Source organism: Nonomuraea sp. B1E8, from assembly GCF_039871515.1.
Taxonomy (GTDB): domain Bacteria; phylum Actinomycetota; class Actinomycetes; order Streptosporangiales; family Streptosporangiaceae; genus Nonomuraea.
Genome location: NZ_JBDPLS010000001.1, coordinates 1,582,698 through 1,602,725 on the forward strand (window position 1 = coordinate 1,582,698; position 20,028 = coordinate 1,602,725).

The window sequence follows — 20,028 nt, forward strand, 5'->3', positions numbered from 1 at the left end:
GGTTTCTGTCGGGCTGCTCGGCTACTGTCATGACCCATGGACCACAACGCTCCTGACCAACGATCCCCGCTCATCGTCTGGGGCGCCCTCGCCATCGTCTACGTGGTCTGGGGGTCGACCTACCTCGGCATCGGCATCGTGGTCGAGTCGATCCCGCCGCTGCTCGGCGCCTCCATGCGGTTCCTCGCCGCGGCCGTGCTCCTCGGCGGGTTCCTGCTCCTCACGTCCGGCAGGCGGGCGTTCACGATGACCCGGCGGCAGCTTCTCAGCGCCTCACTGGTGGGTGTGCTGCTGCTCACCCTGGGCAACGGCATGTTGTCCGTGGCGGAGCAGTACATCTCGACCGGGCTGGCGGCGCTGCTCGTGGCGTCGGTTCCGCTGTGGCTCGTCGCCTTCAGGTTCGCGGTGCGTGACCGTCCCAGGGCGGCCACGATGGCGGGCGTGCTGGTGGGGCTCGGCGGCGTGGCCGCGCTCTCGCTCACCGGCGACGAAGGCGCGGCCGCCACGGGCATCGCGGTGGTGCTGCTCGGCTCGCTGCTGTGGGCCGTGGGCTCGTTCCTGTCGGGCCGCGTCACGATGCCGGCCAACTCCTTCGCGACGAGCACGATCGAGATGCTCGCGGGCGGCCTCGGCCTGGCGGTGCTCGGCACCGCGACGGGCGAGCGGCTCGACCCGTCGACGATCACCGGCAGGTCCTGGATCGCGCTCGCCTACCTCATCCTCGTGGGGTCGCTGATCGGGTTCACGGCTTTCTCGTGGCTGCTCGGCAACGCCCCCATCTCGCTCGTGTCCACGTACGCCTACGTCAATCCCGCCGTGGCGGTGATGCTCGGCGCGCTGGTGCTGAGCGAGCCGATCACGCCGCGGATCCTCGTGGGCGGCGTGATCATCCTGGTCGGCGTCGCGCTGGTCATCTCGACCGAACGCAGGTCAAAGGTCCCGCAGCGCGCCGGCGAACGCGTCGACCGTGGCCGCGACGTCCGCCTCGGTGTGCGCCGTGGACATGAACCACAGGCCGCGCGGGACCATGTTGACTCCCCGGTCGAGTAGCGCGGCGTGCAACCTGGCCATCCCGGCCCGGTCGGTGGCGGCGAAGTCCCGGTAGTCGCGCACGGCGGCCGCGTCGGTGAAGTACGTCTGGAACACCGGTCCTGGGCCGTCCACGAGCATCGGCACGCCCGCGCCGGCCGCGGCCGACCGCAGGCCCTCCATCAGCGACCTGCCGCGCTCGTACAGCGTGCCGTAGATCTCGTCGCGCTGCTCGTCGAGGATGCGCAGCGTCGCCTCGGCGGCGGCGATGCCGACCGGCTGGGAGTTGAACGTCCCCGCGTGGGCCACCTTGCCCGTCGAGATGTGGTCCATGACGTCCGCCCGGCCGGTCAGCGCCGACACCTGCATGCCCGCGGCCATGGCCTTGCCGAACACCGACAGGTCGGGGGTGACCCCGAGGTGTTCCTGGGCGCCTCCGGGCGCGAGCCGGAAGCCGGTGATGATCTCGTCGAAGATCAGCAGGGTGCCGTGCTCGTCGCACAACCGCCGCACGCCCTCCAGGTAGCCGGGGTCCGGGCTGATCGCCCCGGTGTTGCAGAGGATCGGCTCGGCGATGACGGCGGCGATCTGCCCTGAGTGCCGTTCCATCAGGCCGGCCAGGGTCTCCAGATCGTTCCACGGGCAGATGATCAGGTCGTCCGCGTGCCCCGGCTGCTGTCCCGCCGTGCCGGGCACCGCCACGGGCGCGCCGGCCGGCCCGGCCGCGTCCACCGCCGGGTGCACGCTGTAGAGGACGGGGTCGAGCCAGCCGTGGTAGTGGCCCTCGAACTTGAGGATCTTCGACCGGCCGGTGTAGCCGCGGGCCAGCCTGAGGGCGCCGTGGACGGCCTCCGACCCGACGGTGTTGAACCTGACCCGTTCGGCCGAGGGCACCATGGCGCAGATCCGCTCGGCCACGCGCACCTCGGCGGCGTGCTGGGCCGAGTAGACCATGCCGCGGGCCGCCTGGGCCGCGATGGCCTCGACGACCTCCGGCGGGCAGTGGCCGAGCAGCGCGGGCCCCTGGCCGAGCACGTAGTCGACGTAGGAGTTGCCGTCCACGTCCCACAGGCGCGCGCCCTGGGCACGGTCCACGTAGAGGGGGACACCGGCCACCCGGCGGGCGTCGCTGGAGACGCCGCCGGCCAGGTAGTGCCGGCCGGCGGCATAGAGGTCACGGCTGACGTGCAAGGTCCTGCTCATGGGACCATCAAAGGCCGCGGCGCCGCACGCCGACAAGGAGGAGAGCAACAAGGAGGGCGGCATCGCAAGGACGGGCCCTTGTGACGCCCGCGACACACCTGGTGAGCTGCTCATGGAGATCTGCTGGGCGGGCTGCCACCACGGCCTGACCTGAGAGGACGTCTGAGCAGGTTTCCTGTGAGTGGAAGCGATTCCCAGGAAGGAACGGCCGTGTTTCTCGGGCGTATCCGGCGGTCTCCCGCCGAGCAAGTCGAACTGGTGGCCTGGCGCGAGGGTGGCGAACTCCTCAGCCTGGCCGGGCTGGACGCCGGTGACGATCCGGTGGCCCTGCTCGATCGGTACGGGCTGGACCGGCTCACCGACGAGGTGAACCGGCTCTGGGCCGGCGCGCCGGAGGTGCTCGACGAGTCGTCGGTGGTGTTCGAGCCGCCGGTGGCGACCTGCACCAAGATCTGCTGTTTGGCGCTGAACTACGTCGCGCACGCCGAGGAGAGCGGGCTTGAGGTGCCGCCCGAGCCGGTGCTGTTCTTCAAACCGCCGTCCGCGCTGACGGGCCACAACCGCCCGGTGACCGCTCCGGCCCGTACGAAGCATCTGGAGCACGAGGTCGAGCTGGCGGTCGTGATCGGCTCGACGGTCCGCGACCTGCCCGCCGAGCGCTGGCGGGAGGCCGTGGCCGGATACACCGTGATCAACGACATGACGGCCCGCGACCTCCAGCTGGCCAACATCGCCCGCAACGCTCCGTGGGACCAGTCCAAGGGGTTCGACACATTCGCCCCCGCCGGACCGTACCTCGCGACCGTGGACGAGGTGCCCGACCCGCAGGACCTGGAGCTGACGCTGGAGGTCGACGGGGAGGTGCGGCAGCGGGCGAACACCAAGCAGATGGTGTTCGGGATCCCCGAGCTGATCGCCGACCTGTCGGACGGGATGACGCTGCTGCCCGGCGACCTCATCGCCACCGGCACCGTGGCGGGGATCGCCCCGCTCAAGGACGGGGACGTCATGCGGGCCACCGTGCAGGACGTGGGCACCCTGGTCAACCGTGTCGACTTTCGGTCCGCCTAAACCATAGATATCGGCGCACCTTACCCGTACCTTGGAGGCATGGACTTCACGGTCGGCGCCCTCATCGACATCGACGACTACGTCGCCTCGACGCGGGCCCGCGGCCGGGAGTGGGCGCGCCGGCAGCTCGGCCAGGCCGATCGCGCGGTGCGCGCGGTGGCGGCACGGCGCCCGGCCTCCTGCGAGCCGCTGCCTCCCGACGAGTGGCTGGTCAGGCTGAGCGGCGACGACCCCGTCAGGCTGATGGGCGAGGCGACCGCGCTGGCCGAGCAGATCCGCGCCGGCATCGTCAGCGCCACCGACCTCACCGCGACCGTCAGCCTGGGCACCCCTCGGCGGGGCCCAGACAGCACCACGGTGACCGAACGGGACGCCCGGCGTACCAACGCCTACAAGCTGCTGCTCGGCGGCGACAGGGTCATCACGGCCCCGCAGGAGGAGCACTCCGAGGCGGCGCCGCCCGTGCGCATCGAGGCGGAGCTGGCCCGCCGGATCCAGGCCGGCGACAGGGGCGGCGCGGCCGGGCTGCTGGCGGGCTGGGTGGACAGGTGCGTCCAGGAGCGCGGCCTGTCCCCGAGGACGCTGCACAACTGGCTGATGGGCGAGTTGCTCTTCGTCGTGGACGTGGTCAACAGGGGCCGGCTCGCGGGCGGCTCCACCGACTGGGTCGACGCCTTCGCGCGCCTGCCGATCGAGGAGCTCACGACGGTGACCCAGATCCACGAGCGCTCCTACCTGCACATCTGGATCGAGGAGACGTTGTGGCGGCTGATGCCGCCCGCCGCGCGCGACATCCTCTCGATGGCCGAGAGCTACATGGCCGCGCACTACACCGATCCGCGCCTGCGGCTGGCGGCGGTCGCGGAGGCCGTCTCGGCCAGCCCGTTCTACATCGCGCACCTGTTCGCCGACGTGCGCGGGACGACGTTCCTGCGCCACCTGACCGGGCTGCGGCTGCGCCACGCCCGCGTCCTGCTCACCGCCACCACCGCGCCGATCGACACGGTCGCCGCGCGCTCGGGCTATCTGAGCGCGAAGGTGTTCCGGGGCGTGTTCAAGCGGCACGTCGGCTGCTCGCCCAGCGAATATCGCCGCAACCACCGGCCCGTGCCCCTGTGAGGTCCTCACCCGGGCGCGCTAGTCGACACGCGACACCAGCCGGTACGGCTGCCGCGGCCGGCCCGCCTGCGACGACCTGACCGGCGGGAGAGCCCAGGCCAGCCCTTCCTCGACGAGGTTCTGCAACACCCGGCGGGCGCTGCGCGGCGCGACGCCCAGCACCTCGGCCACGCTCTCCGCGTCGACCACCATCGCCTCGGGGTCGTCGCCCAGCCGCTGGAGGAGCCGGTCGAGCGTCTTGGCCGCCTTGGAGTCGACCATGGGCTCGTCCGCCTGCTCGCGCCTGCGCCGCTGCCGCAGGGGCAGCGAGGTCGCGGTGCCGTCACCGCTGACCAGGAAGGCGGCCGTGGCGTCGGCCGCGCGCGCCCGCTCGACGGCGATGAGGGCGTGGGCGTCGGCGTCGCGGGCGGTGTTGCCGAGCCCGATGCCCACCTCCACGACCATCCCCAGGTCTGCGCGCACCCGGTCGGCGAACGGCGCCACCCGGAACCCGTCGGTGGCCTGCGAGAGCGCCCCCACGGTAGCCGTGATCACGTAGCTGTTCTCCTCGCGCGGGGCCACGGTCGCGCCCATCAGCCGGGCCTCGGCGAGCAGCGACCTGTGCAACGACAGCTTCAGCTCCTGCTGCCAGTAGTTGCCCGGCCCCGACTGGGCGGGGCGGGCCGAGGCCGCGAGCTCGACCAGCACGATGGCGATCTGCGACTCCTCCAGGCGGCTGCCGGTGCCCAGCAGCGTCGCGGTGTTGATGGCCAGGCGCAGCGTGTGCGGGGTGGGCATCATCCGCAACACCGGCACCTTGGCCGCCTCCAGCTTGCGGGCCACGGTCCTGACCGTGGTCAGCGCCGCCGTGGTGGCGCCCTCGCGGTAGAGGCGCTCGTGGAAGCCGACGAAGTCGCGCACCGAGTCGGGCTGGCGGTATTCGGAGACGTGCACGCCGTCCATGGGCACGCCGATCTCCTGGTAGGCCTCGGCCACGTCGGCGCGCGCGATCGAGTCGATGCTCACCCTGGCGGGGTCGATCCGCATGGACAGCGTGCCGCGCAGCAGGCTGGAGTAGAGGCCGGCCCCGCTCACCGGCACGAACGTGGCGGGCACCGGCAGCTCGCCCGCCTCGGTGGCCAGGTCGTGCTGGAGCGGCCCGGTGAACAGGACCGCGTCGATGTTGCCGGCTATCTTGGCGAGCTTCTCGCGCGTCTCGTGCTCACCCGCGTGCGGGGCGCCCACCAGCCGGAACGACGCGGCCGACGGCAGGCTCGCGCCGATGTGCACGATCTGCTCGACCAGATCGTGCGGCCCCACCACACCAATCGAGATCTTGGATCGTAGCCCGTCCACCTCTATGCCCCTGTTCTCCCGAGCAGAGCGGTGATCGTGCCCCCGAGTACCGCTGCCCTGTCGTCGTCGCCGAGATCTGAGAACAGTATCCGCCCCAGCGACATGCGCAGATCGATGAAGGGGAAGTCCGACCCGTACACGACCCGGTGCGCGCCGAGCCTGCGGACCATCTCGGCGATGTCCGCGCCCGTGTTGAAGGACCCGCACACCTCCAGGATGACCCGCTCGTGCCGCTCGGCCACCTCGATCGACTGGTCGATGCCCAGCGGCGTCACCCCCGAGTGCCCCGCCAGGATCGTGGCCCGCGGGTGCCTCCCCGCCACCTCGTCGACCAGGGGCAGGTCGTTGTACGGCGAGCCGGAGTAGGTGTGGGTGAGCACCGGCCGGCCGGTGAGCTCGGCGTACTCCCAGACCGGCGCGTAGCGCGAGCCGGTCAGCGGGTATTCGTGCAGGTCGGGATGGACCTTGATCCCGCCGAAGCGCGGGTCGCCGCCCCACCGGTCGAGCTCGGCGACCGGGTCCTGCCACGGGTTGACGGTCAGGTAGCCGGTGAACCTGTCGGGCGCCCGGTCCACGATCTCCGCGGTGACCGCGTTGCCCTTGGCGGCGTCGAGCTGGATCGCCAGATGGCTGGAGAGCATCGCGTGCGCGACGCCGCACCGGTCCATCACCCCCAACATCCCGGCCGGGTCGGGGTCGGGGATGAAGAACACGCTGTACGGCCCGGCATGGGCGTGCGCGTCGACGATCCTCGTCGCCTGCTGCGGGCGGCGCTCCCACAGAGCCGTCGTCAACTCGTTCATGCCGCTCTGGTCTCCCTCCTCAGCAGCCGGTGCACGTTCCCCGCGCCGATGGCCGCGACCTCCGCCTGCCCGAGCTCCGACCAGAGCAGCCGGGTGACCGCCTCGGCGGGGTCGCGGTAGGGCGCTCCGGTGCCGAAGACGAACCTGTCGGCGCCGAACCGGGCGACCAGCCACTCCAGCCCGCGGTGGGAGGACAGGTCGGCCAGCCCGATGCTCACGTTGCCTGTCCTGTCCAGAACGCCGGCGATCTGCCGCAGTTTCCGGTAGCCCACGCCGCCGACGACGATCCGCAGGCACGGGTGCGCCCGCGCGAGCGCCTCCACCTCCTGCCAGGTGGTCTGACCGGCGTCCACGAGCAGCGGCAGGCGTACGGACTCCACGGCGTCGACAACGGCGGCCGCGTCGGCGCCCGCGAGCTCCCAGCCGTGGTCGAGCGGGAAGGCGCGCACGGCGACCACGCCCGCCTCGACGGCGGCGCCGGCGAACCCGGAGCCCGTCTCACCGCACGTGTCGGGCAACATCACCCAGCACGGGCTGAGTCTGGGCTGCCCCGCGAGCTGACCGATCAGCTCGCGGTTGCCCCGCGCCGGGTCGTGCAGCCACGACGTCATGCTGCCGGCCACGGCCTCGGCGATGCCCACGCGGTCCATCGCGGCGAGCAGCTCGGCCACGGTCCCCCCGCCCACGTCGCGACGCGGATGGCAGCCGAGCATGATGTCCGCGTCGACCAGGACCGGCCGGTCCACGCTCATCGGCCGCCCCAGTGCTCGGCGAGCCCCTGAACCTGCCCGCGCGCCCAGCCGTGCGAGGTGAACGTGTCGGTCACGCCGCCCACGCGGATGGTGGACGGGCTCACCTGGACCTCGGGCGGCGCGTCCCTGAACGGGAAGACCGCGACCGTGAACCGGCCGTCGCGGCGGCGCAGCCCCAGCGAGTGGATCTCGCCGTACGGGGCGGTCGCGGTCTCCGGGTCGGGGATCCTGGCCCGCCCGCTGCCGAAGGTGACCTCGTCCGGCGGCTCCACGGGCACCACGAGCAGCCCGGGGCCCTGGCTGCTCGCGTAGCCGCCGCCGTGCCCGGTCCACGGCGACGTCCCGTGCAGCAGCCAGATCGCCTCCGCGTCGATCGCGTCGGTGATCAGCCAGTACGACGGCTCGCTCCTGACGAAGACGATCCGGCGGTCGTGCCTGGCCCGGTAGCCGTGGTGGTGACCGGCGAAGACGTCCACGTGCTCGCCCGCGTGGAACAGGTCGCGGGCCGCCCTGCGGTCCTCGGTGTACTCCTCGCCGGGCACGAGCAGGGTGTTGTGGCCCCTGGTCGCCTGGAACCAGTCGTAGTAGCCGGGATCGTCGTACGACGGCGGGCCGCCCGCCTCCCAGGCCAGCGGCACCCCCCAGCCGGACAACACGAAGTCGAGCGCCGCGTGGTGGCTGTGCGGCTCCAGTTCGTGCCCGATGTAGGGGCCGTGGTTGATCACGGTGTGCAGGGTGCCGGCGCGGAAGATGGTGTACGCGCTGTCCTCCAGGGCGTGCGAGCCCTCGGCGGGCACGATCGCCTCACCCAGTAATCTCTCCCCGGTCCGCACCATCTCGGCGGGCCAGACCACGCCGCTGTCCTGCAGGTGCGGGACCCACCCGCCCGAGGTCGTCAGCGAGACCAGCCAGTCGTGCATGGCGCGGAAGCGCGGGTGCGCGACGAGGTCGGGGTCGACGGACGCGGCCCGCTGCACGCCTCCCAGGCACATGCCGTGGTAGCCGGGAGAACGCTCGTGGTGGCCGCCGTCCTCGCGCACGTCCCGTTCCAGATGTTCCAGGATGCGCGCCCTGGCCACCTCGGCCCACTGCCCCGACTCGGGCAGGTCGGCGAACACGCGGGCGACGTGCAGCAGCTCGCAGACGGTGGCGAACTGCCAGTTGCCGTGCCGGAACTCGTCGTGCTCCTCGGCCGCCCACCGGGCGCCGCCGAGCACGGTCTTCATCATCTGCAGCCAGCACTCGTCGCTGAGCGCGGGCTCGGTGGCGAGGACGGCCAGCGCCCGGGTGACGTGCATCGACCGGGAGGACACCCCGAGGGAGTACCAGACCACGTCGAGCCCGGGCCAGTCGCCTTCGACCTGGTCGCGGCTCGCGTACCACTGCCGGAAGAGGCGGTCCCACTCGCGGGCGTAGCGGGGGTCGCGGGTCTGCGCGTAGGCCGAGACCAGGGGCATCATCCACCGCAGGTAGTGGAACCCGTACAGCCGGGACCGGCCGTGGCCCTTGTCGAGGAAGTCGACCTCGGTCCCGATCAGCCGGTCCGCCTCCGCCACGTCCTCGGGGCGGGGCTCCGGCCAGACCGGGTCGGGCCGCCGCCACGGCCGGGCCTGCGCGACCGTCGCCACGCCCAGCTCGGCGAGCAGCGCCTCGTCGGTGATGTGCAGCATCCGCACCGGGTCGACGTGCGGCGGCTTCTCCACGTACGTCCCCATCAGAGCTTCACCGGCTGCCCCGTCCGGGCCGACTCGTGCGCGGCGGCCAGGACCGCGGTCACGTGCCGGGAGCTCTCCACGGTGATCAGCGGCTCGGTGCCGGCGATCGCGCAGTCCACGAAGTGGTGGATGGCGTCGCGGTAGGCCCCCGCCGGGACCCCGTGCACGACCCGCTGCAGCATGTTCCTCGGGTAGGTGTAGCCGTCCTCGGTGGCCAGCTGGATGTTCTCCTTCTGCCGGTCGAGCTGGATGACGCCCGTCTCGCCGGCCACGGTGACGTAGCTGTCCACCATGGTCGGGAAGGTGTTGGGGTAGATCCAGGCCGACTCGAACGTGGCGACCGCGCCCCGGCCGAACCTGGCCTGGATCTGCATGGCGTCGGGGGTGTCGATGCCCCGGCCGCGCAGTTTGCCGTATCTGGCCGTGGCGAACACCTCGACGACCTCGTCGTCGTACAGCCAGGTCAGCAGGTCGATGTCGTGGCTGGACAGGAACCAGGCGCAGGTGGTCCGGTCGGCCCAGCCGATCATCTCGGTGGGCACGTGGATCGTGTCGTCCTTGCGCGCGTAGCCCACGACCGGCTCGCCGATCACCCGCATCTGCTCCTTGGCCTGCGCGTACGCCGGCACCCAGCGGTGGTTGAACAGGCACATGGCCACCACGCCGGCCGACCGGATCGCGGCGACGGCGCGGTCGGCGTCGGCCACGGTGGTGGTGAACGGCTTCTCGACCAGGATGTGCACGCCGGCGCGGGCGGCGGCCACCATGACGTCGGCGTGCAGGTGGTCGGGGGTGGTGATGGAGATCGCGTCCACGGTGCCGGAGTCGAGCAGCTCCTGGTAGCCGGGGTAGACGGTCGCCCCAGGAGCGTGTTCGAGCGGCCGGCGGGCGACCGCGGTGATCTCGGTTGCGGGATGGGCGGCGAGGACCTCGGCGTGGCCGCGGCCCATCAGGCCGGCGCCGACGATCCCGATGCGAAGTTCAGGCAAGTGCGTCATTCCATCGTTTCTCTGCGGCGTCGAGTGCTTCCTCGGCGCTCTGGGATCCCTGGAGGAAGGCTCTGACCTCTTCCATGAGGTATTCGGCGAGCTCGGCGTCCTTGCTCGTGCCGAGCGGGAGGTACTGCAGCTGGGGCAGCCCCTTGACGATCACCTGGCGGGCGACGGCCATCGGGTCGTCGCCGGAGGCCTCGGTGAAGAAGGGGTCCTTGGTCGAGGAGACCGTGGACGGGTAGATCGGCACGATCTTGCAGAAGGCCAGCTGGTTGACGCCGTTGGTGAAGAACTTGATGAACTCGGCGGCGGCCTTCTTGTGCGTGGACGCCTTCGGGATGGAGAAGGCCTGCTGTGCGAGCAGCAGGTAGCCGCCGGTGTCCATCTTCACCGGCTCGGTGATGACGAGGTCCTTGTAGACGTCGGGGGCGTTCTTCTGGATGTTGAGCAGCTCGGCGGCGTTGGCCATCGGCTTGAAGGCGACCTGGCCGTTCTCCAGCGACTGGGGCAGGTTGCGGATGTCCTTGGAGATGGCGCCGGGCGCGATGCCGTGCTTGTCGTAGCTCTTCTTGAACGTCTCCAGGACGGCGACCGCCTCGGGCGTGTTGAAGGCCGCCTTCTTCTTGTCGTCCGTCAGCAGGGAGACGCCGTGATAGCGCAGCGCGGTGTGGTCGGGGATGGCGTTGGTGCCGTTGACCTTGGTCTTCTCGTAGACCTTGTCGGCCAGCGTGAGCGCCTCGGCGAAGGAGGTGGGTGGAGCCTTCTCGTCGAAGCCGGCCTTGCTGACGACCGACTTGCGGTACATCGCGACCGGTGAGCCGCCGTTGTACCAGGGCACGGCGTAGAGCTTGCCGTCCATCCGCATCGGCTCGACGAGGTTGGGCTGGAAGTCGGCCAGCTCTTTCTGGCCGAAATAGGCGTCGAGCGGCTCCAGCGACGGGACGAACCTGCCCAGCTCGACCGAGTTGACGTTGACCGCGTCGGGCACGTCGCCGCTGGCGACGGCGGCGAGCAGCTTGGTCGCGCTCTCCTGGCCGGGGACGTCCACCCACTTGATGCTGACCTTGGGGTGTTCCTTCTCGTACTGGGCGATCAGGCCGGTGATGTAGTCGCTGTAGTTCTTCTTCAGGTTGATCGTCCAGAACTCGACCTCACCCTCGAAGGGCGGGTCGTCCGCGGGCGCGGCGGCGGTCTGGGGCGACGTGCCGGCGACGCAGCCGGCGGTGAAGAGGGACAGCGCCAGCGCGCCGATCGTTAAGGCACTTCGAGTCATCTCCGCGAGCCTCCTGCAAGATATGGCCGTCCTTTATCGCCACTTTCGGCACCATGTCAGCCTTGCGACAGAACGTCAAGAGGCAGGTCTTGACCATGTCGATCAGCCGAATGTACGCTTCCCCAAATTCTGGCCAGCCTTTATCAAATCTTAGGACGGCAAAAAGGATGTGATGCGATGGCCGCCGGCCGGATCCCAGGGCAGCGGTGGTACACGCCCTACCTGTTCGTGATCCCGGCACTCGCTCTGTTCGGCGTGTTCTTCGCCTGGCCGGCGATCACCGCGATCCAGCTGTCATTTCTCGAGTACGACGTGGTGTCGCAGCCGGTCTTCGTCGGGGTGGAGAACTTCACCAGGATCGTCGGAGACAGCAGATTCTGGACCGCGCTGCTCAACTCGCTGCTCTTCCTGGTGGGCATGTTCCCGCTGCTGGTGGTCGTTCCGCTGCTGCTGGCCGTGCTGGTCAACCAGAAACTCCCCGGCATCAGAACGTTCCGGATGCTCTACTACCTGCCGGTCGTGACCTCGATGGTCGCCGTCGGCGTCGCCTGGGAATACGTCTTCCACCAGCAGGGCGTGCTCAACTGGATCCTCACCGGAGCCGGGCTCCTCGACGAGCCCATCCAGTATCTCCTCGACCCCTTCTGGGCGCTGCCCGCGCTCGTCCTGGTCGAGGGCTGGAAGAGCATGGGCTTCTACATGATGATCTATCTGGCCGGGCTGCAGACCATCCCCACCAACCTGTACGAAGCCGCGAAGGTCGACGGCGCCACCGCCTGGCACCGGCTGCGCCACATCACGGTGCCGCTGATGGTGCCGTACATCGCGGTCGCGGTGACGGTGGAGATGCTGGACGCCATGCAGGCCTTCACCTCCATCTACGTGATGACCAGGGGCGGCCCGCAGGACGCCACCCTCACCCTCGGCTACTACATCTGGTCGGCGGCGTTCGAGCACTACGAGATGGGCTACGCCAGCGCGATGGGCCTGGTGCTCTGGGTGCTGATGATCGCCATGGCCATCCTCAACTACCGGCTCACCCGCGGACGGACGGTCATGCCATGAGCCTGCCCATGAGACTGCGGCGCGCGGGGATGTACATCCTGCTGACGGCGATCGCCCTGGTCTTCGTCGGCCCGTTCCTGATCCTGCTCAGCGCGGGGCTGAAGCCCGCCGGCCAGGCGGTCTTCTCCTTCCCGCCCGACGTCATCCCCCGGCCGCCCGTGCTCGACTGGGCGGTCGAGGCCTGGACCGCCATCCCGTTCCCGACCTACCTGCTCAACTCGGTGATCTACGTCGGCGTGACGGTGCCGCTCTACATCGTCGTCTCCGCGTTGTGCGCCTACCCGCTCGCCCTGATGACCTTCAGGGGCAAGAACCTCATCTTCTTCGCCATCCTGTCCACGATGTTCCTGCCGAGCGAGGTCATGCTCATCCCCAGGTTCCTCGTGGTCTCCGAACTCGGGATGGCCGACACGTTCGCGGGGGTGATCCTTCCCGGAGTGCTCTCCGCCTTCGGGATCTTCCTGCTCCGTCAGACGTTCGCGGGCGTGCCCCGCGAGGTCGTGGACGCCGCCCGCACCGACGGCTGCCACGAACTGCGCATCTTCTGGCACGTCATGCTCCCCGCCGCCCGTCCCACCCTCGCGATCCTCGGCATCTTCGGCTTCATCTCGGTCTGGAACAGCTTCATCTGGCCGCTCGTGGTGCTGAAGGACTCGGCGAAATACCCGGTCGCGCTGGGGATCGCCTATCTCGCCGGAATCACCGGCACGGATGTTCGCAGCCTGGCGGCCGGAACGATCATCTCGATCATCCCGGTCGTCATCGTTTTCATGATCATGCAACGGCACGTACTCGAAGGCATGCGCGGCGCGGTCAAGGGCTGACGCCGCCGGAGGTGAGGAATCGATGGTGACACGCAGGCAGTTCGGTCTCGGCGCGCTCGCGATGGGCGTGCTGGGAACCGTGCACACGGGCACGGCTCGCGCCTCGGCGGGCCACGACTACACGGCGCGGGAGACGTTCGACCTCTTCGAGCGGACCTTCCACGAGAGCGGCGCCGTGGGGCAGCCGACCGACAACAACGAGCACGGCGGCCTGGCCTGGGGCCAGTCCTACGTGCTGGCCGCCTTCATCCGCATGTACGAGGCCTACCGCGACACCCACTACCTGGACCGGCTCGTCACCAACATCGACCTCGTGCTCGGCAACCGCGACTCCGAGCGCGGCGTGGCCGACTATCGCGGGGAGTCGCTGCCCGCGTGGCGGGCGATGCACCCCTACACGGTCGGCGTCGCCGCGTTGAAGGACGCGAGCGGCCGGCCCGTGCTGGAGGTGCGCAGCTCGCTGTCCTACGCCGACCTCACCACGGCCACCGTACGGGCGGGCAGCACCGAGGACCGCTTCACGTTAGAGGTGAAGACCAGCAGGAACGGCGCGGTCGCCACCTTCACCGACCTGTCCATGGACCCGGACTCCCCCGACTACGCCGTACGCAAGATCCTCGACGCCTACCCGACGCCCACCCAGGTCACCGCGCGCGACCTGCGCGAGGGAGGGGAGGTCGCGCCCCCCGCCCAGGGCGCGACCCGGCTCGTCTCCCAGCCCGTGATCTTCGCGGTGCACACCGGCATGATCACCTACCCGATCGCGTCGTTCGCCCGGATCGTGATGCGTACGCCGAAGCTCCACGCCGACCCGCGCTACCGGGCCAAGGCCGCGGAGTATCTCGAGGCCGCCAAGGCCGCGGCCGCCGTGCACGACCGCGAATGGCGGCAGAGCGACGACGGCGGCGGGCACCTCGCCTGGGTCAAGGGCACCCCGCTCGGCTACGACGGCACCGAGATGCCCACCAACCAGTTCCTCGCGCTCGGGCTCACCTACGCCGAGATCGCCGCCGCCACCGGCGACCCCGCCTACGCCGACCGGGCCAGGCGGATGGCCCGCACCTTCGCCCGCGAGCTCAAGACGAACGCGAAGGACGCCTACCACTGGTCGTACTGGCCGTCGTTCGGCGTGACCTACCGGGGCTTCTCGGCCGACGAGGGCATCTCCGAGTTCACCCCGTCGGGCAACGGCGCCAAGCAGATCGAGGACCTCAGCCACGGCGCGATCGACGTCGAGTTCGCCGCCCTCGCCTTCCGCCACGGGCTCGGCTTCAAGGGCACCGACATGGCCAGGTTCGCCAGGTCCTACAGCAAGAACATGGCCACCACCGACCCCGACGGCGTGCCGACCACGTTCCTGCGCGTCGACGGCACCGGCGGCCTGGCCTCCTCGGGCCAGTATCTCCAGGCGCCGCGGTGGATGGCCGTGGCGCAGTGGGACCGGGTGGTGTTCGACCACGCCAGGTCGATCTACGAAGCCCGCGCGCTCGAACCCAGCCAGGGCTCCCACATCGCCGGCGTGGGCTACCTCAACTGGCAGGCCCGCCGGCAGGAGTGACGACCCTACCTGGCGAAGGTGGCGGCGGCGGCCAGGAACGCGTCATTGGCCTCGGGAGAGCCGATCGAGACGCGTACGCCCTCCTCCGCGAAGGGCCTGACCGCCACGCCCTCCGCCGCGCACGCCGCGGCGAAGTCGAGGGTGCGCCCACCGAGCCGGAGCCAGACGAAGTTGGCCTCGGTGGGCGGCACCGTCCAGCCCTGCGCGAGCAGCGACTCCCGCACCCGGGTGCGCTCCTTGACCACCTGCTCGACCCGGTCGAACAGCTCGTCCTCGGCCCGCAGCGAGGCGATGGCCGCGACCTGCGCGAGGTGGTTGACCGCGAACGGGATGATCGTCTTGCGCACGGCCGACGCCACCGGCTCCTGCGCGATCAGGTAGCCGACCCGCAGGCCCGCCAGCCCGTACGCCTTGGAGAAGGTGCGCAGGACGCAGACGTTGGGCCGGTCGCGGTAGAGGGTGAGGCCGTCGGGGACGTCGTGGTCGCGGACGTACTCGCGGTAGGCCTCGTCCAGCACGACGAGCACGTGCTCGGGCACGCGGTCGAGGAACGCCTCCAGCGCGCCGCGGCGGATGGCCGTGCCCGTGGGGTTGTTGGGGTTGCACACGAACGCCAGGCGCGTGCGGTCGTTGATCGCCTCGGCCATGGCGTCGAGATCGTGGTCCTCGCCGGCCAGCGGCACCTGGACCGAGGTGACCCCGGCCAGGTCGGCGAGGAGCGGGTAGGCCTCGAAGGAGCGCCACGCGTAGACGACCTCGACCCCGGGCTCGCCCACCGTCTCGAACAGCTGCTGCGCCACCGTGACCGACCCGGCCCCGAGCGCGACGTGCTCGGGCGGCACGGAGCAGCGCTCGGCGATGGCCTCGGTCAGCTTCGTCGCACCGGGGTCGGGGTAGCGGTTGATCTGCCGCGCCCCCTCGGCGATGGCCTCGACCACGGACGGCAGCGGGTCGTACGGCGTCTCGTTGGACGACAGTTTGTACGACCGCCCATCGGGAGCCGCTACGGCCTTGCCCGGTTTGTACGGGGCCATGGTGTCGAGAATGTGGCGGAAACGAGGCATGGCCCAACTGTAGAAGGCGCGGCGCGGTGAAGCATCACCCCGTCCCCGCCTTCAGCGGAGCTTGACGAGGGACGCCTGGACGAACCTGGCCGCCCTGTCGCCCGCGGCGAACCCGGGTCTACGCGTGGTGACGGCCACCTGCACCCAGACGTCCGACGAGCGGAAGGTGATCTCGGTCCTGTAGAGCTGCCCGCTGAACGAGAAGGGGGACTTCTGGGTGAAACTGAACGCCTCGTCCCCGACCTTCGGCCCCTTGCGGAGCTTGGTCCCCGGGACACGTTTCGGCTCTTCCTTCATGGTCACGACCGACTGGTCGAAGGCGATCTCGACGCCCGTGGGTATGCGGCTCGCCACGAGGCTCACGTTGCTGCCGTCGTCCCGCTTCCACCCGCAGCTGGCGGAGACGACGAACTGGCGTTTCGCCGGCCCGCCGAGCAGTTTGCGCACCTGCGCGCCGGTCAGCAGGTCGCAGGCGTCGAAGTCGCGGGGCTTCTTCTTCGGCGGCGACGGCGACGACGACGGCCGCACGCTCGCGAACGTCTGCGGCACGGAGTAGGTGGTGCGGGGCGTCACGATGAACGCGATCGTGCGGATGATGTTCGGCATGAACGGCACCATGGCCACCGCCGCCGCCGTGACCAGCGCCACCGCGATCGTGGAGCCCACGACGACCCGCCGGCGCGGGCGGCGGAGCAGGCGGCCGGGCACGGTCCGCTGCGCGCGCAGGGCGGGGTCGGTCGTGGGGTTGCCCTGGGCGATGGCGTCGAGCCAGCCGGCCGCCTGGTCGGAGGTGCAGCGTCGCGCCGGGTCCTTGTCGAGGAGGGCGGCGAGCACGGGTGCGAGCGGGCCGGCCCGCCGGGCGGGGTCGGGCTCCTGCATCAGCACCGCCGCCATCACGGCGGCCTGGTTGGGCCGGGCGAAGGGCGGCGCGCCCTCCACCGCCGTGAAGAGCGTGGCGCCGAGCGACCACAGGTCGCCGAGCGGGCCGTCGGCCTCGCCGCGCAGGCGCTCGGGGGCGATGTAGCCGGGGGAGCCGCTCAGGAACCCGGTCTGGGTGAGTTCGGCGTCCCCGGAGACGGTCGCGATGCCGAAGTCGGTGAGCAGCACCCGCCCGTCGTCGGTGAGCATGACGTTGGCGGGTTTGACGTCCCGGTGCAGGATGCCCGACGCGTGCGCGGCGCCGAGCGCGTCGAGCATGCGCGTGCCGATCCAGGCGACCTTGTGCGGCGGCAGCGGCCCGCCCTCGCGTACGGCCTGGTCGAGGGAGTGGCCCCGCACCAGCTCCATGACGATCCACGGCCGCCCGCCGTCGAGGACGACGTCGTGCACGGTGACGATGGACGGGTGGGAGCGCAGCCGCGCCGCGGCCCGCGCCTCGCGCAGCGTGCGCTGGGTCAGCTCCTCGCGCGACGCCGCGTCGAGGTCGGGCGGCAGCTTGACCTCCTTGACGGCGACCTCCTGCTGGAGCAGCTCGTCCATCGCCCGCCAGACCGTGCCCATGCCGCCCTGGCCGAGCTCCGCCAGCAGCCGGTAGCGGTCGGCGAGCAGCGGCGTCATCGGGCCGTCGCCGGCGCCGAAGGGCTCCCCAGACATCCGCCGTCTCCCTTCGATGTCGCGACCGGCTCGCACATTGACATGTGATCTTACGGGCGTACGGAGCCGAATGTCCGGTTTTCTGGGTAAGCGCGAGCGCGTCAGTCTTTGAGCGTGCGCAACATCGGCGGGTGGAGCAGCTCGGCCGGGCCCCGGCGGTAGAGCTTGGCCGGGCGGCCCCCGTCGCGGGTCGTGGTCGCGCCCGTCTCCACCAGGAAGCCCTCGGCCTTGGTGACCTTGCGGTGGAAGTTGCGGGGGTCGAGCAGCCGGCCCCAGACGATCTCGTAGACGCGGCGCAGGTCGGCCACCGTGAAGTCGGGCGGGCAGAAGGCCGCCCCCAGCGGGGTGTATTCCAGCTTGGAACGGGCCCGCTCGACGCCGTCCTTCATAATGCGGCGGTGGTCGAAGGCCATGACGGCGAGCGAGTCGACCGGCTGCCAGCTCATGTGGGCCTTCTCCGAGGCCGGCAGGTCGGGGGCGAGGCCGAGGTAGGCGACGCTCAGCACCCGCTGGCGGGGATCGCGGTCGGGATAGCCGTAGGTCTGGAGCTGCTCCAGGTGCACGGGCGCCCCCGGCAGGCCGGCCCGCTCGGCCAGGATGCGGTGGGCGGCGGCCGGCAGGTCCTCGTCGAGCTGGATGAAGCCGCCGGGCAGCGACCAGCGCCGCAGGAACGGCGGATTGTCGCGCCGCCACACCAGCGCGCTCAGCGCCTGGTTGCGGACGGTGAGCACGACCAGGTCGACGCTGACCGGGATGCTCGGGACCATGGCAGGCACGTTACACGCAGCCGCGGACGGGGAGCGAACGGTGCGACGGCCCTCGGGTCAGGTGTCGATCCGCACGTGCAACGGCTCCGTCGTCGACTGTCCTGACGGCACCTTCACCCCGATCCTGACCCACTCTCCGGCCGGCACCTGCGACCAGTTGAACGGCACCCACGCGGTGACCATGCCCTCGGGCAGCTCCTCCAGCGGGTCCTCGTCGAGCCAGCCGACCGCGGACACCACGAGCTCCTGAGTCCCGCCGGACCACTGGATGGTGACCGTGCCGCCCCTGAAGTTGTAGCCGCGCACCTCCACGCCGTCCTGGACGTCACGCCCGCGGCGGATCGCGTCGACCGCGACGGGCCGCTGCCAGTCGGCGGTGATCTCCTGCTCCAGCGAGGGCCGGCCGCACGTCATGAAGTCGCTCCACATATAGGAGACGATCTTCTGCACGTAGCGCCCGGCCATGGTCACGGCCTGGTCGAGCCGCTTCTTGTCGGTCTTACCGCGGGTGCCGTGCGGGGCGCACGGCTCGTCGCCGGACGGCTCGAACGCCTCCACGTTCGCCCACAGCTGCACCTCGTAACCGGCCATGAGCAGCTCTTCGCGGGCGATCGACATCTCGCGGTAGTAGTCGCGCGTCGAGCCGTGGTACGCGGTCTCGTACGTCGACTCCCCCACCACCGGCCGCAGCCGCTCGTCGACCTCGCTGTCGCGCTCGTCGGGCCAGAACAGGCCCACCTTGCCGGTGCCGCGGCTGTCCTGGGGCGCGATGATGCCGACGCCCGTCTTCGTCAGCGCCCTGAACCCCTCGGCCACCTGCCTGGGCGTCTGGCCGAACGCCACCCGCGTGCGGGCGTCGAGGTAGGGGCTGATCAGGATGGGCTTGCCGGGTAATTCCTGCTCCACGATCCGGTGCTGGTCGGCGTAGACCTCCAGCGTCGGGTTGTCGGCCAGGGTGTCGGACATCTGGACCTCGAACGGCTGGTAGACGCCGCCCAGCGACTCGCGCTCGGCGAAGCGCACGCCGTAGTCCTGCAGGATGCGCCGCGTCACCGTGGTGAGCGTGCCGATGTGCTTCTTGTTGGCCCTGATCGGCGTCTTGGGGTCGCGGGGCGCGAGCGGCAGCGCCGGGAAGACCCGCATGCCGAACTGGTCGGCCAGGTCGAGCAGCTCCGTCAGGCTGTCCGTGGGCTTGCCCGCGATCAGGATCATGTCGTAGGAGACGGCCTTGCCGCTGAAGTCGCACGTGGAGTCGTCAGAGCCGTCCGGCTGGGTGATGAGCCGGAAATAGGTGCGCTTGGGCGTCTGGATGGCGTGTTCCATCTCGGGGCAGCGGAACAGGCTCTCGCCGAACGACTCGTCGGTTCGGTAGACGTACGTGCGGCCGATCCGGTTGCCGGGGTTGGCCTTCTTCAGATCCCGCTCGGCGGCGTCGTGACAGGTCAGGCCGTCCTCTTCGCAGGCCTCGTACAACGAGTCGAGCTCGCCGTCCTTGGTCTTGATCTCGCCGGAGGCGGTGACGGGGCGATATTGCAGGCCGTAGCCGATCCTGATGATCGTGTCGCCACCGACGCTGTGGATCTCCTGCAACTGCTTGCGCCAGGTGCAGGGGTTGGACCTGGGGGTGATCCAGTAGCCGGTGACGGCGTAGGGGGCCTGTTCCTTGGTCTCGAACGTTCCACACCGGTCGGTGACCGCGCTCACCTTCGGCGTCGGCTGGGTGCTCGACGGCTCGGGCGTGGCCGGCCGGGCGACCGGTTTCTCCGACGAGATGGGAAACACGATGATCGCCGCCGCCACCACGGCGACGATGGCCGCGCCCACAGCGAGGAAAAGCCAGCGCACGTTCAGGTACCTACCGCCCT

At 70.6% G+C, this 20,028-nt stretch carries 18 protein-coding genes; 7 read left to right on the plus strand and 11 right to left on the minus strand.

Features of this window, described 5'->3' with window-relative positions; genetic code table 11:
- Positions 1–36: 36 nt before the first annotated feature.
- Entirely contained in the window at positions 37–1,050 is a 1,014-nt protein-coding gene (locus ABGA98_RS07625; protein ID WP_347617432.1) for an EamA family transporter, read from the plus strand.
- Here ABGA98_RS07625 and ABGA98_RS07630 read toward each other — a convergent pair.
- Positions 931–2,232 (minus strand): glutamate-1-semialdehyde 2,1-aminomutase, encoded by a 1,302-nt coding sequence (locus ABGA98_RS07630; protein ID WP_347617433.1) that lies wholly within the window; start codon positions 2,230–2,232, stop codon positions 931–933. The genes ABGA98_RS07625 and ABGA98_RS07630 overlap by 120 nt on opposite strands.
- Here ABGA98_RS07630 and ABGA98_RS07635 point away from each other — a divergent pair.
- The 3 genes from ABGA98_RS07635 to ABGA98_RS07645 are packed head-to-tail and all read left to right on the plus strand — an operon-like array spanning position 2,231 to position 4,422.
- Positions 2,231–2,386 carry a hypothetical protein gene (locus ABGA98_RS07635; RefSeq protein ID WP_347617434.1) on the plus strand — a complete coding sequence of 52 codons (156 nt, stop codon included), beginning with the start codon at positions 2,231–2,233 and terminating at the stop codon, positions 2,384–2,386. The two genes, ABGA98_RS07630 and ABGA98_RS07635, sit on opposite strands and share 2 nt — an antisense overlap.
- 56 nt (positions 2,387–2,442) lie before the next feature.
- Entirely contained in the window at positions 2,443–3,303 is an 861-nt protein-coding gene (locus ABGA98_RS07640; protein ID WP_347617435.1) for a fumarylacetoacetate hydrolase family protein, read from the plus strand.
- A gap of 39 nt (positions 3,304–3,342) precedes the next feature.
- On the plus strand, positions 3,343–4,422 hold the full coding sequence (locus ABGA98_RS07645) for a helix-turn-helix transcriptional regulator (RefSeq protein ID WP_347617436.1): 1,080 nt from the start codon (positions 3,343–3,345) through the stop codon (positions 4,420–4,422).
- 18 nt (positions 4,423–4,440) lie between these two features.
- On the opposite strand, the gene ABGA98_RS07650 is transcribed toward ABGA98_RS07645, so the two are convergent.
- Genes ABGA98_RS07650 through ABGA98_RS07675 form a run of 6 tightly spaced genes read right to left on the minus strand, consistent with a single transcriptional unit; the run spans position 4,441 to position 11,292 of the window.
- Complete coding sequence (locus ABGA98_RS07650) at positions 4,441–5,757, minus strand: transcriptional regulator (protein WP_347617437.1); 1,317 nt, start codon at positions 5,755–5,757, stop codon at positions 4,441–4,443.
- Between the two features lie 2 nt (positions 5,758–5,759).
- A complete protein-coding gene (locus ABGA98_RS07655) occupies positions 5,760–6,560 on the minus strand; it encodes an amidohydrolase family protein (RefSeq protein WP_347617438.1) in 801 nt (266 codons plus the stop codon).
- On the minus strand, positions 6,557–7,312 hold the full coding sequence (locus ABGA98_RS07660; protein WP_347617439.1) for an amidohydrolase family protein: 756 nt from the start codon (positions 7,310–7,312) through the stop codon (positions 6,557–6,559). The genes ABGA98_RS07655 and ABGA98_RS07660 overlap by 4 nt, the downstream gene beginning before the upstream one ends.
- Positions 7,309–9,027, minus strand: coding sequence for a heparinase II/III family protein (locus tag ABGA98_RS07665; protein ID WP_347617440.1), 1,719 nt, complete (start codon positions 9,025–9,027; stop codon positions 7,309–7,311). The genes ABGA98_RS07660 and ABGA98_RS07665 overlap by 4 nt, the downstream gene beginning before the upstream one ends.
- Complete coding sequence (locus ABGA98_RS07670; protein WP_347617441.1) at positions 9,027–10,025, minus strand: Gfo/Idh/MocA family oxidoreductase; 999 nt, start codon at positions 10,023–10,025, stop codon at positions 9,027–9,029. Before ABGA98_RS07670 ends, ABGA98_RS07665 begins: the two co-directional genes overlap by 1 nt.
- Complete coding sequence (locus ABGA98_RS07675) at positions 10,009–11,292, minus strand: sugar ABC transporter substrate-binding protein (RefSeq protein WP_347617442.1); 1,284 nt, start codon at positions 11,290–11,292, stop codon at positions 10,009–10,011. The genes ABGA98_RS07670 and ABGA98_RS07675 overlap by 17 nt, the downstream gene beginning before the upstream one ends.
- A gap of 177 nt (positions 11,293–11,469) precedes the next feature.
- Between ABGA98_RS07675 and ABGA98_RS07680 the strand changes: the two genes are divergently transcribed.
- Genes ABGA98_RS07680 through ABGA98_RS07690 form a run of 3 tightly spaced genes read left to right on the plus strand, consistent with a single transcriptional unit; the run spans position 11,470 to position 14,739 of the window.
- Positions 11,470–12,357, plus strand: a complete 888-nt coding sequence (locus tag ABGA98_RS07680; RefSeq protein ID WP_347617443.1) for a sugar ABC transporter permease — start codon at positions 11,470–11,472, stop codon at positions 12,355–12,357.
- A gap of 8 nt (positions 12,358–12,365) precedes the next feature.
- The gene (locus ABGA98_RS07685; RefSeq protein ID WP_347617444.1) at positions 12,366–13,181 is read left to right on the plus strand and encodes a carbohydrate ABC transporter permease; all 816 of its coding nucleotides are present in this window, start codon (positions 12,366–12,368) and stop codon (positions 13,179–13,181) included.
- Between the two features lie 22 nt (positions 13,182–13,203).
- Positions 13,204–14,739: a hypothetical protein gene (locus tag ABGA98_RS07690; protein ID WP_347617445.1), complete on the plus strand. Its 1,536-nt coding sequence runs from the start codon at positions 13,204–13,206 to the stop codon at positions 14,737–14,739.
- A gap of 5 nt (positions 14,740–14,744) precedes the next feature.
- On the opposite strand, the gene hisC is transcribed toward ABGA98_RS07690, so the two are convergent.
- From hisC to ABGA98_RS07710, 4 genes are all read right to left on the minus strand, one after another.
- Complete coding sequence (hisC, locus tag ABGA98_RS07695) at positions 14,745–15,803, minus strand: histidinol-phosphate transaminase (RefSeq protein ID WP_347617446.1); 1,059 nt, start codon at positions 15,801–15,803, stop codon at positions 14,745–14,747.
- Positions 15,804–15,854: 51 nt separating this feature from the next.
- Positions 15,855–17,396 carry a serine/threonine-protein kinase gene (locus ABGA98_RS07700; RefSeq protein ID WP_347617447.1) on the minus strand — a complete coding sequence of 514 codons (1,542 nt, stop codon included), beginning with the start codon at positions 17,394–17,396 and terminating at the stop codon, positions 15,855–15,857.
- Positions 17,397–17,497: 101 nt separating this feature from the next.
- On the minus strand, positions 17,498–18,163 hold the full coding sequence (locus tag ABGA98_RS07705; RefSeq protein ID WP_132506484.1) for an NUDIX domain-containing protein: 666 nt from the start codon (positions 18,161–18,163) through the stop codon (positions 17,498–17,500).
- Between the two features lie 57 nt (positions 18,164–18,220).
- On the minus strand, positions 18,221–20,008 hold the full coding sequence (locus tag ABGA98_RS07710; RefSeq protein ID WP_347617448.1) for a DUF4434 domain-containing protein: 1,788 nt from the start codon (positions 20,006–20,008) through the stop codon (positions 18,221–18,223).
- Positions 20,009–20,028: the final 20 nt, after the last annotated feature.

Coding starts and splice junctions, on each gene's coding strand:
- ABGA98_RS07630 (WP_347617433.1), bottom strand. CDS start 2,232: ATGAGCAGGACCTTGCACGTCAGCCGTGACCTCTATGCCGCCGGCCGG.
- ABGA98_RS07705 (WP_132506484.1), bottom strand. CDS start 18,163: ATGGTCCCGAGCATCCCGGTCAGCGTCGACCTGGTCGTGCTCACCGTC.
- ABGA98_RS07645 (WP_347617436.1), top strand. CDS start 3,343: ATGGACTTCACGGTCGGCGCCCTCATCGACATCGACGACTACGTCGCC.
- ABGA98_RS07675 (WP_347617442.1), bottom strand. CDS start 11,292: ATGACTCGAAGTGCCTTAACGATCGGCGCGCTGGCGCTGTCCCTCTTC.
- ABGA98_RS07625 (WP_347617432.1), top strand. CDS start 37: ATGGACCACAACGCTCCTGACCAACGATCCCCGCTCATCGTCTGGGGC.
- ABGA98_RS07690 (WP_347617445.1), top strand. CDS start 13,204: ATGGTGACACGCAGGCAGTTCGGTCTCGGCGCGCTCGCGATGGGCGTG.
- ABGA98_RS07655 (WP_347617438.1), bottom strand. CDS start 6,560: ATGAACGAGTTGACGACGGCTCTGTGGGAGCGCCGCCCGCAGCAGGCG.
- ABGA98_RS07685 (WP_347617444.1), top strand. CDS start 12,366: ATGAGACTGCGGCGCGCGGGGATGTACATCCTGCTGACGGCGATCGCC.
- hisC (WP_347617446.1), bottom strand. CDS start 15,803: ATGCCTCGTTTCCGCCACATTCTCGACACCATGGCCCCGTACAAACCG.
- ABGA98_RS07670 (WP_347617441.1), bottom strand. CDS start 10,025: ATGACGCACTTGCCTGAACTTCGCATCGGGATCGTCGGCGCCGGCCTG.
- ABGA98_RS07700 (WP_347617447.1), bottom strand. CDS start 17,396: ATGTCTGGGGAGCCCTTCGGCGCCGGCGACGGCCCGATGACGCCGCTG.
- ABGA98_RS07660 (WP_347617439.1), bottom strand. CDS start 7,312: ATGAGCGTGGACCGGCCGGTCCTGGTCGACGCGGACATCATGCTCGGC.
- ABGA98_RS07635 (WP_347617434.1), top strand. CDS start 2,231: ATGGGACCATCAAAGGCCGCGGCGCCGCACGCCGACAAGGAGGAGAGC.
- ABGA98_RS07680 (WP_347617443.1), top strand. CDS start 11,470: ATGGCCGCCGGCCGGATCCCAGGGCAGCGGTGGTACACGCCCTACCTG.
- ABGA98_RS07665 (WP_347617440.1), bottom strand. CDS start 9,027: ATGGGGACGTACGTGGAGAAGCCGCCGCACGTCGACCCGGTGCGGATG.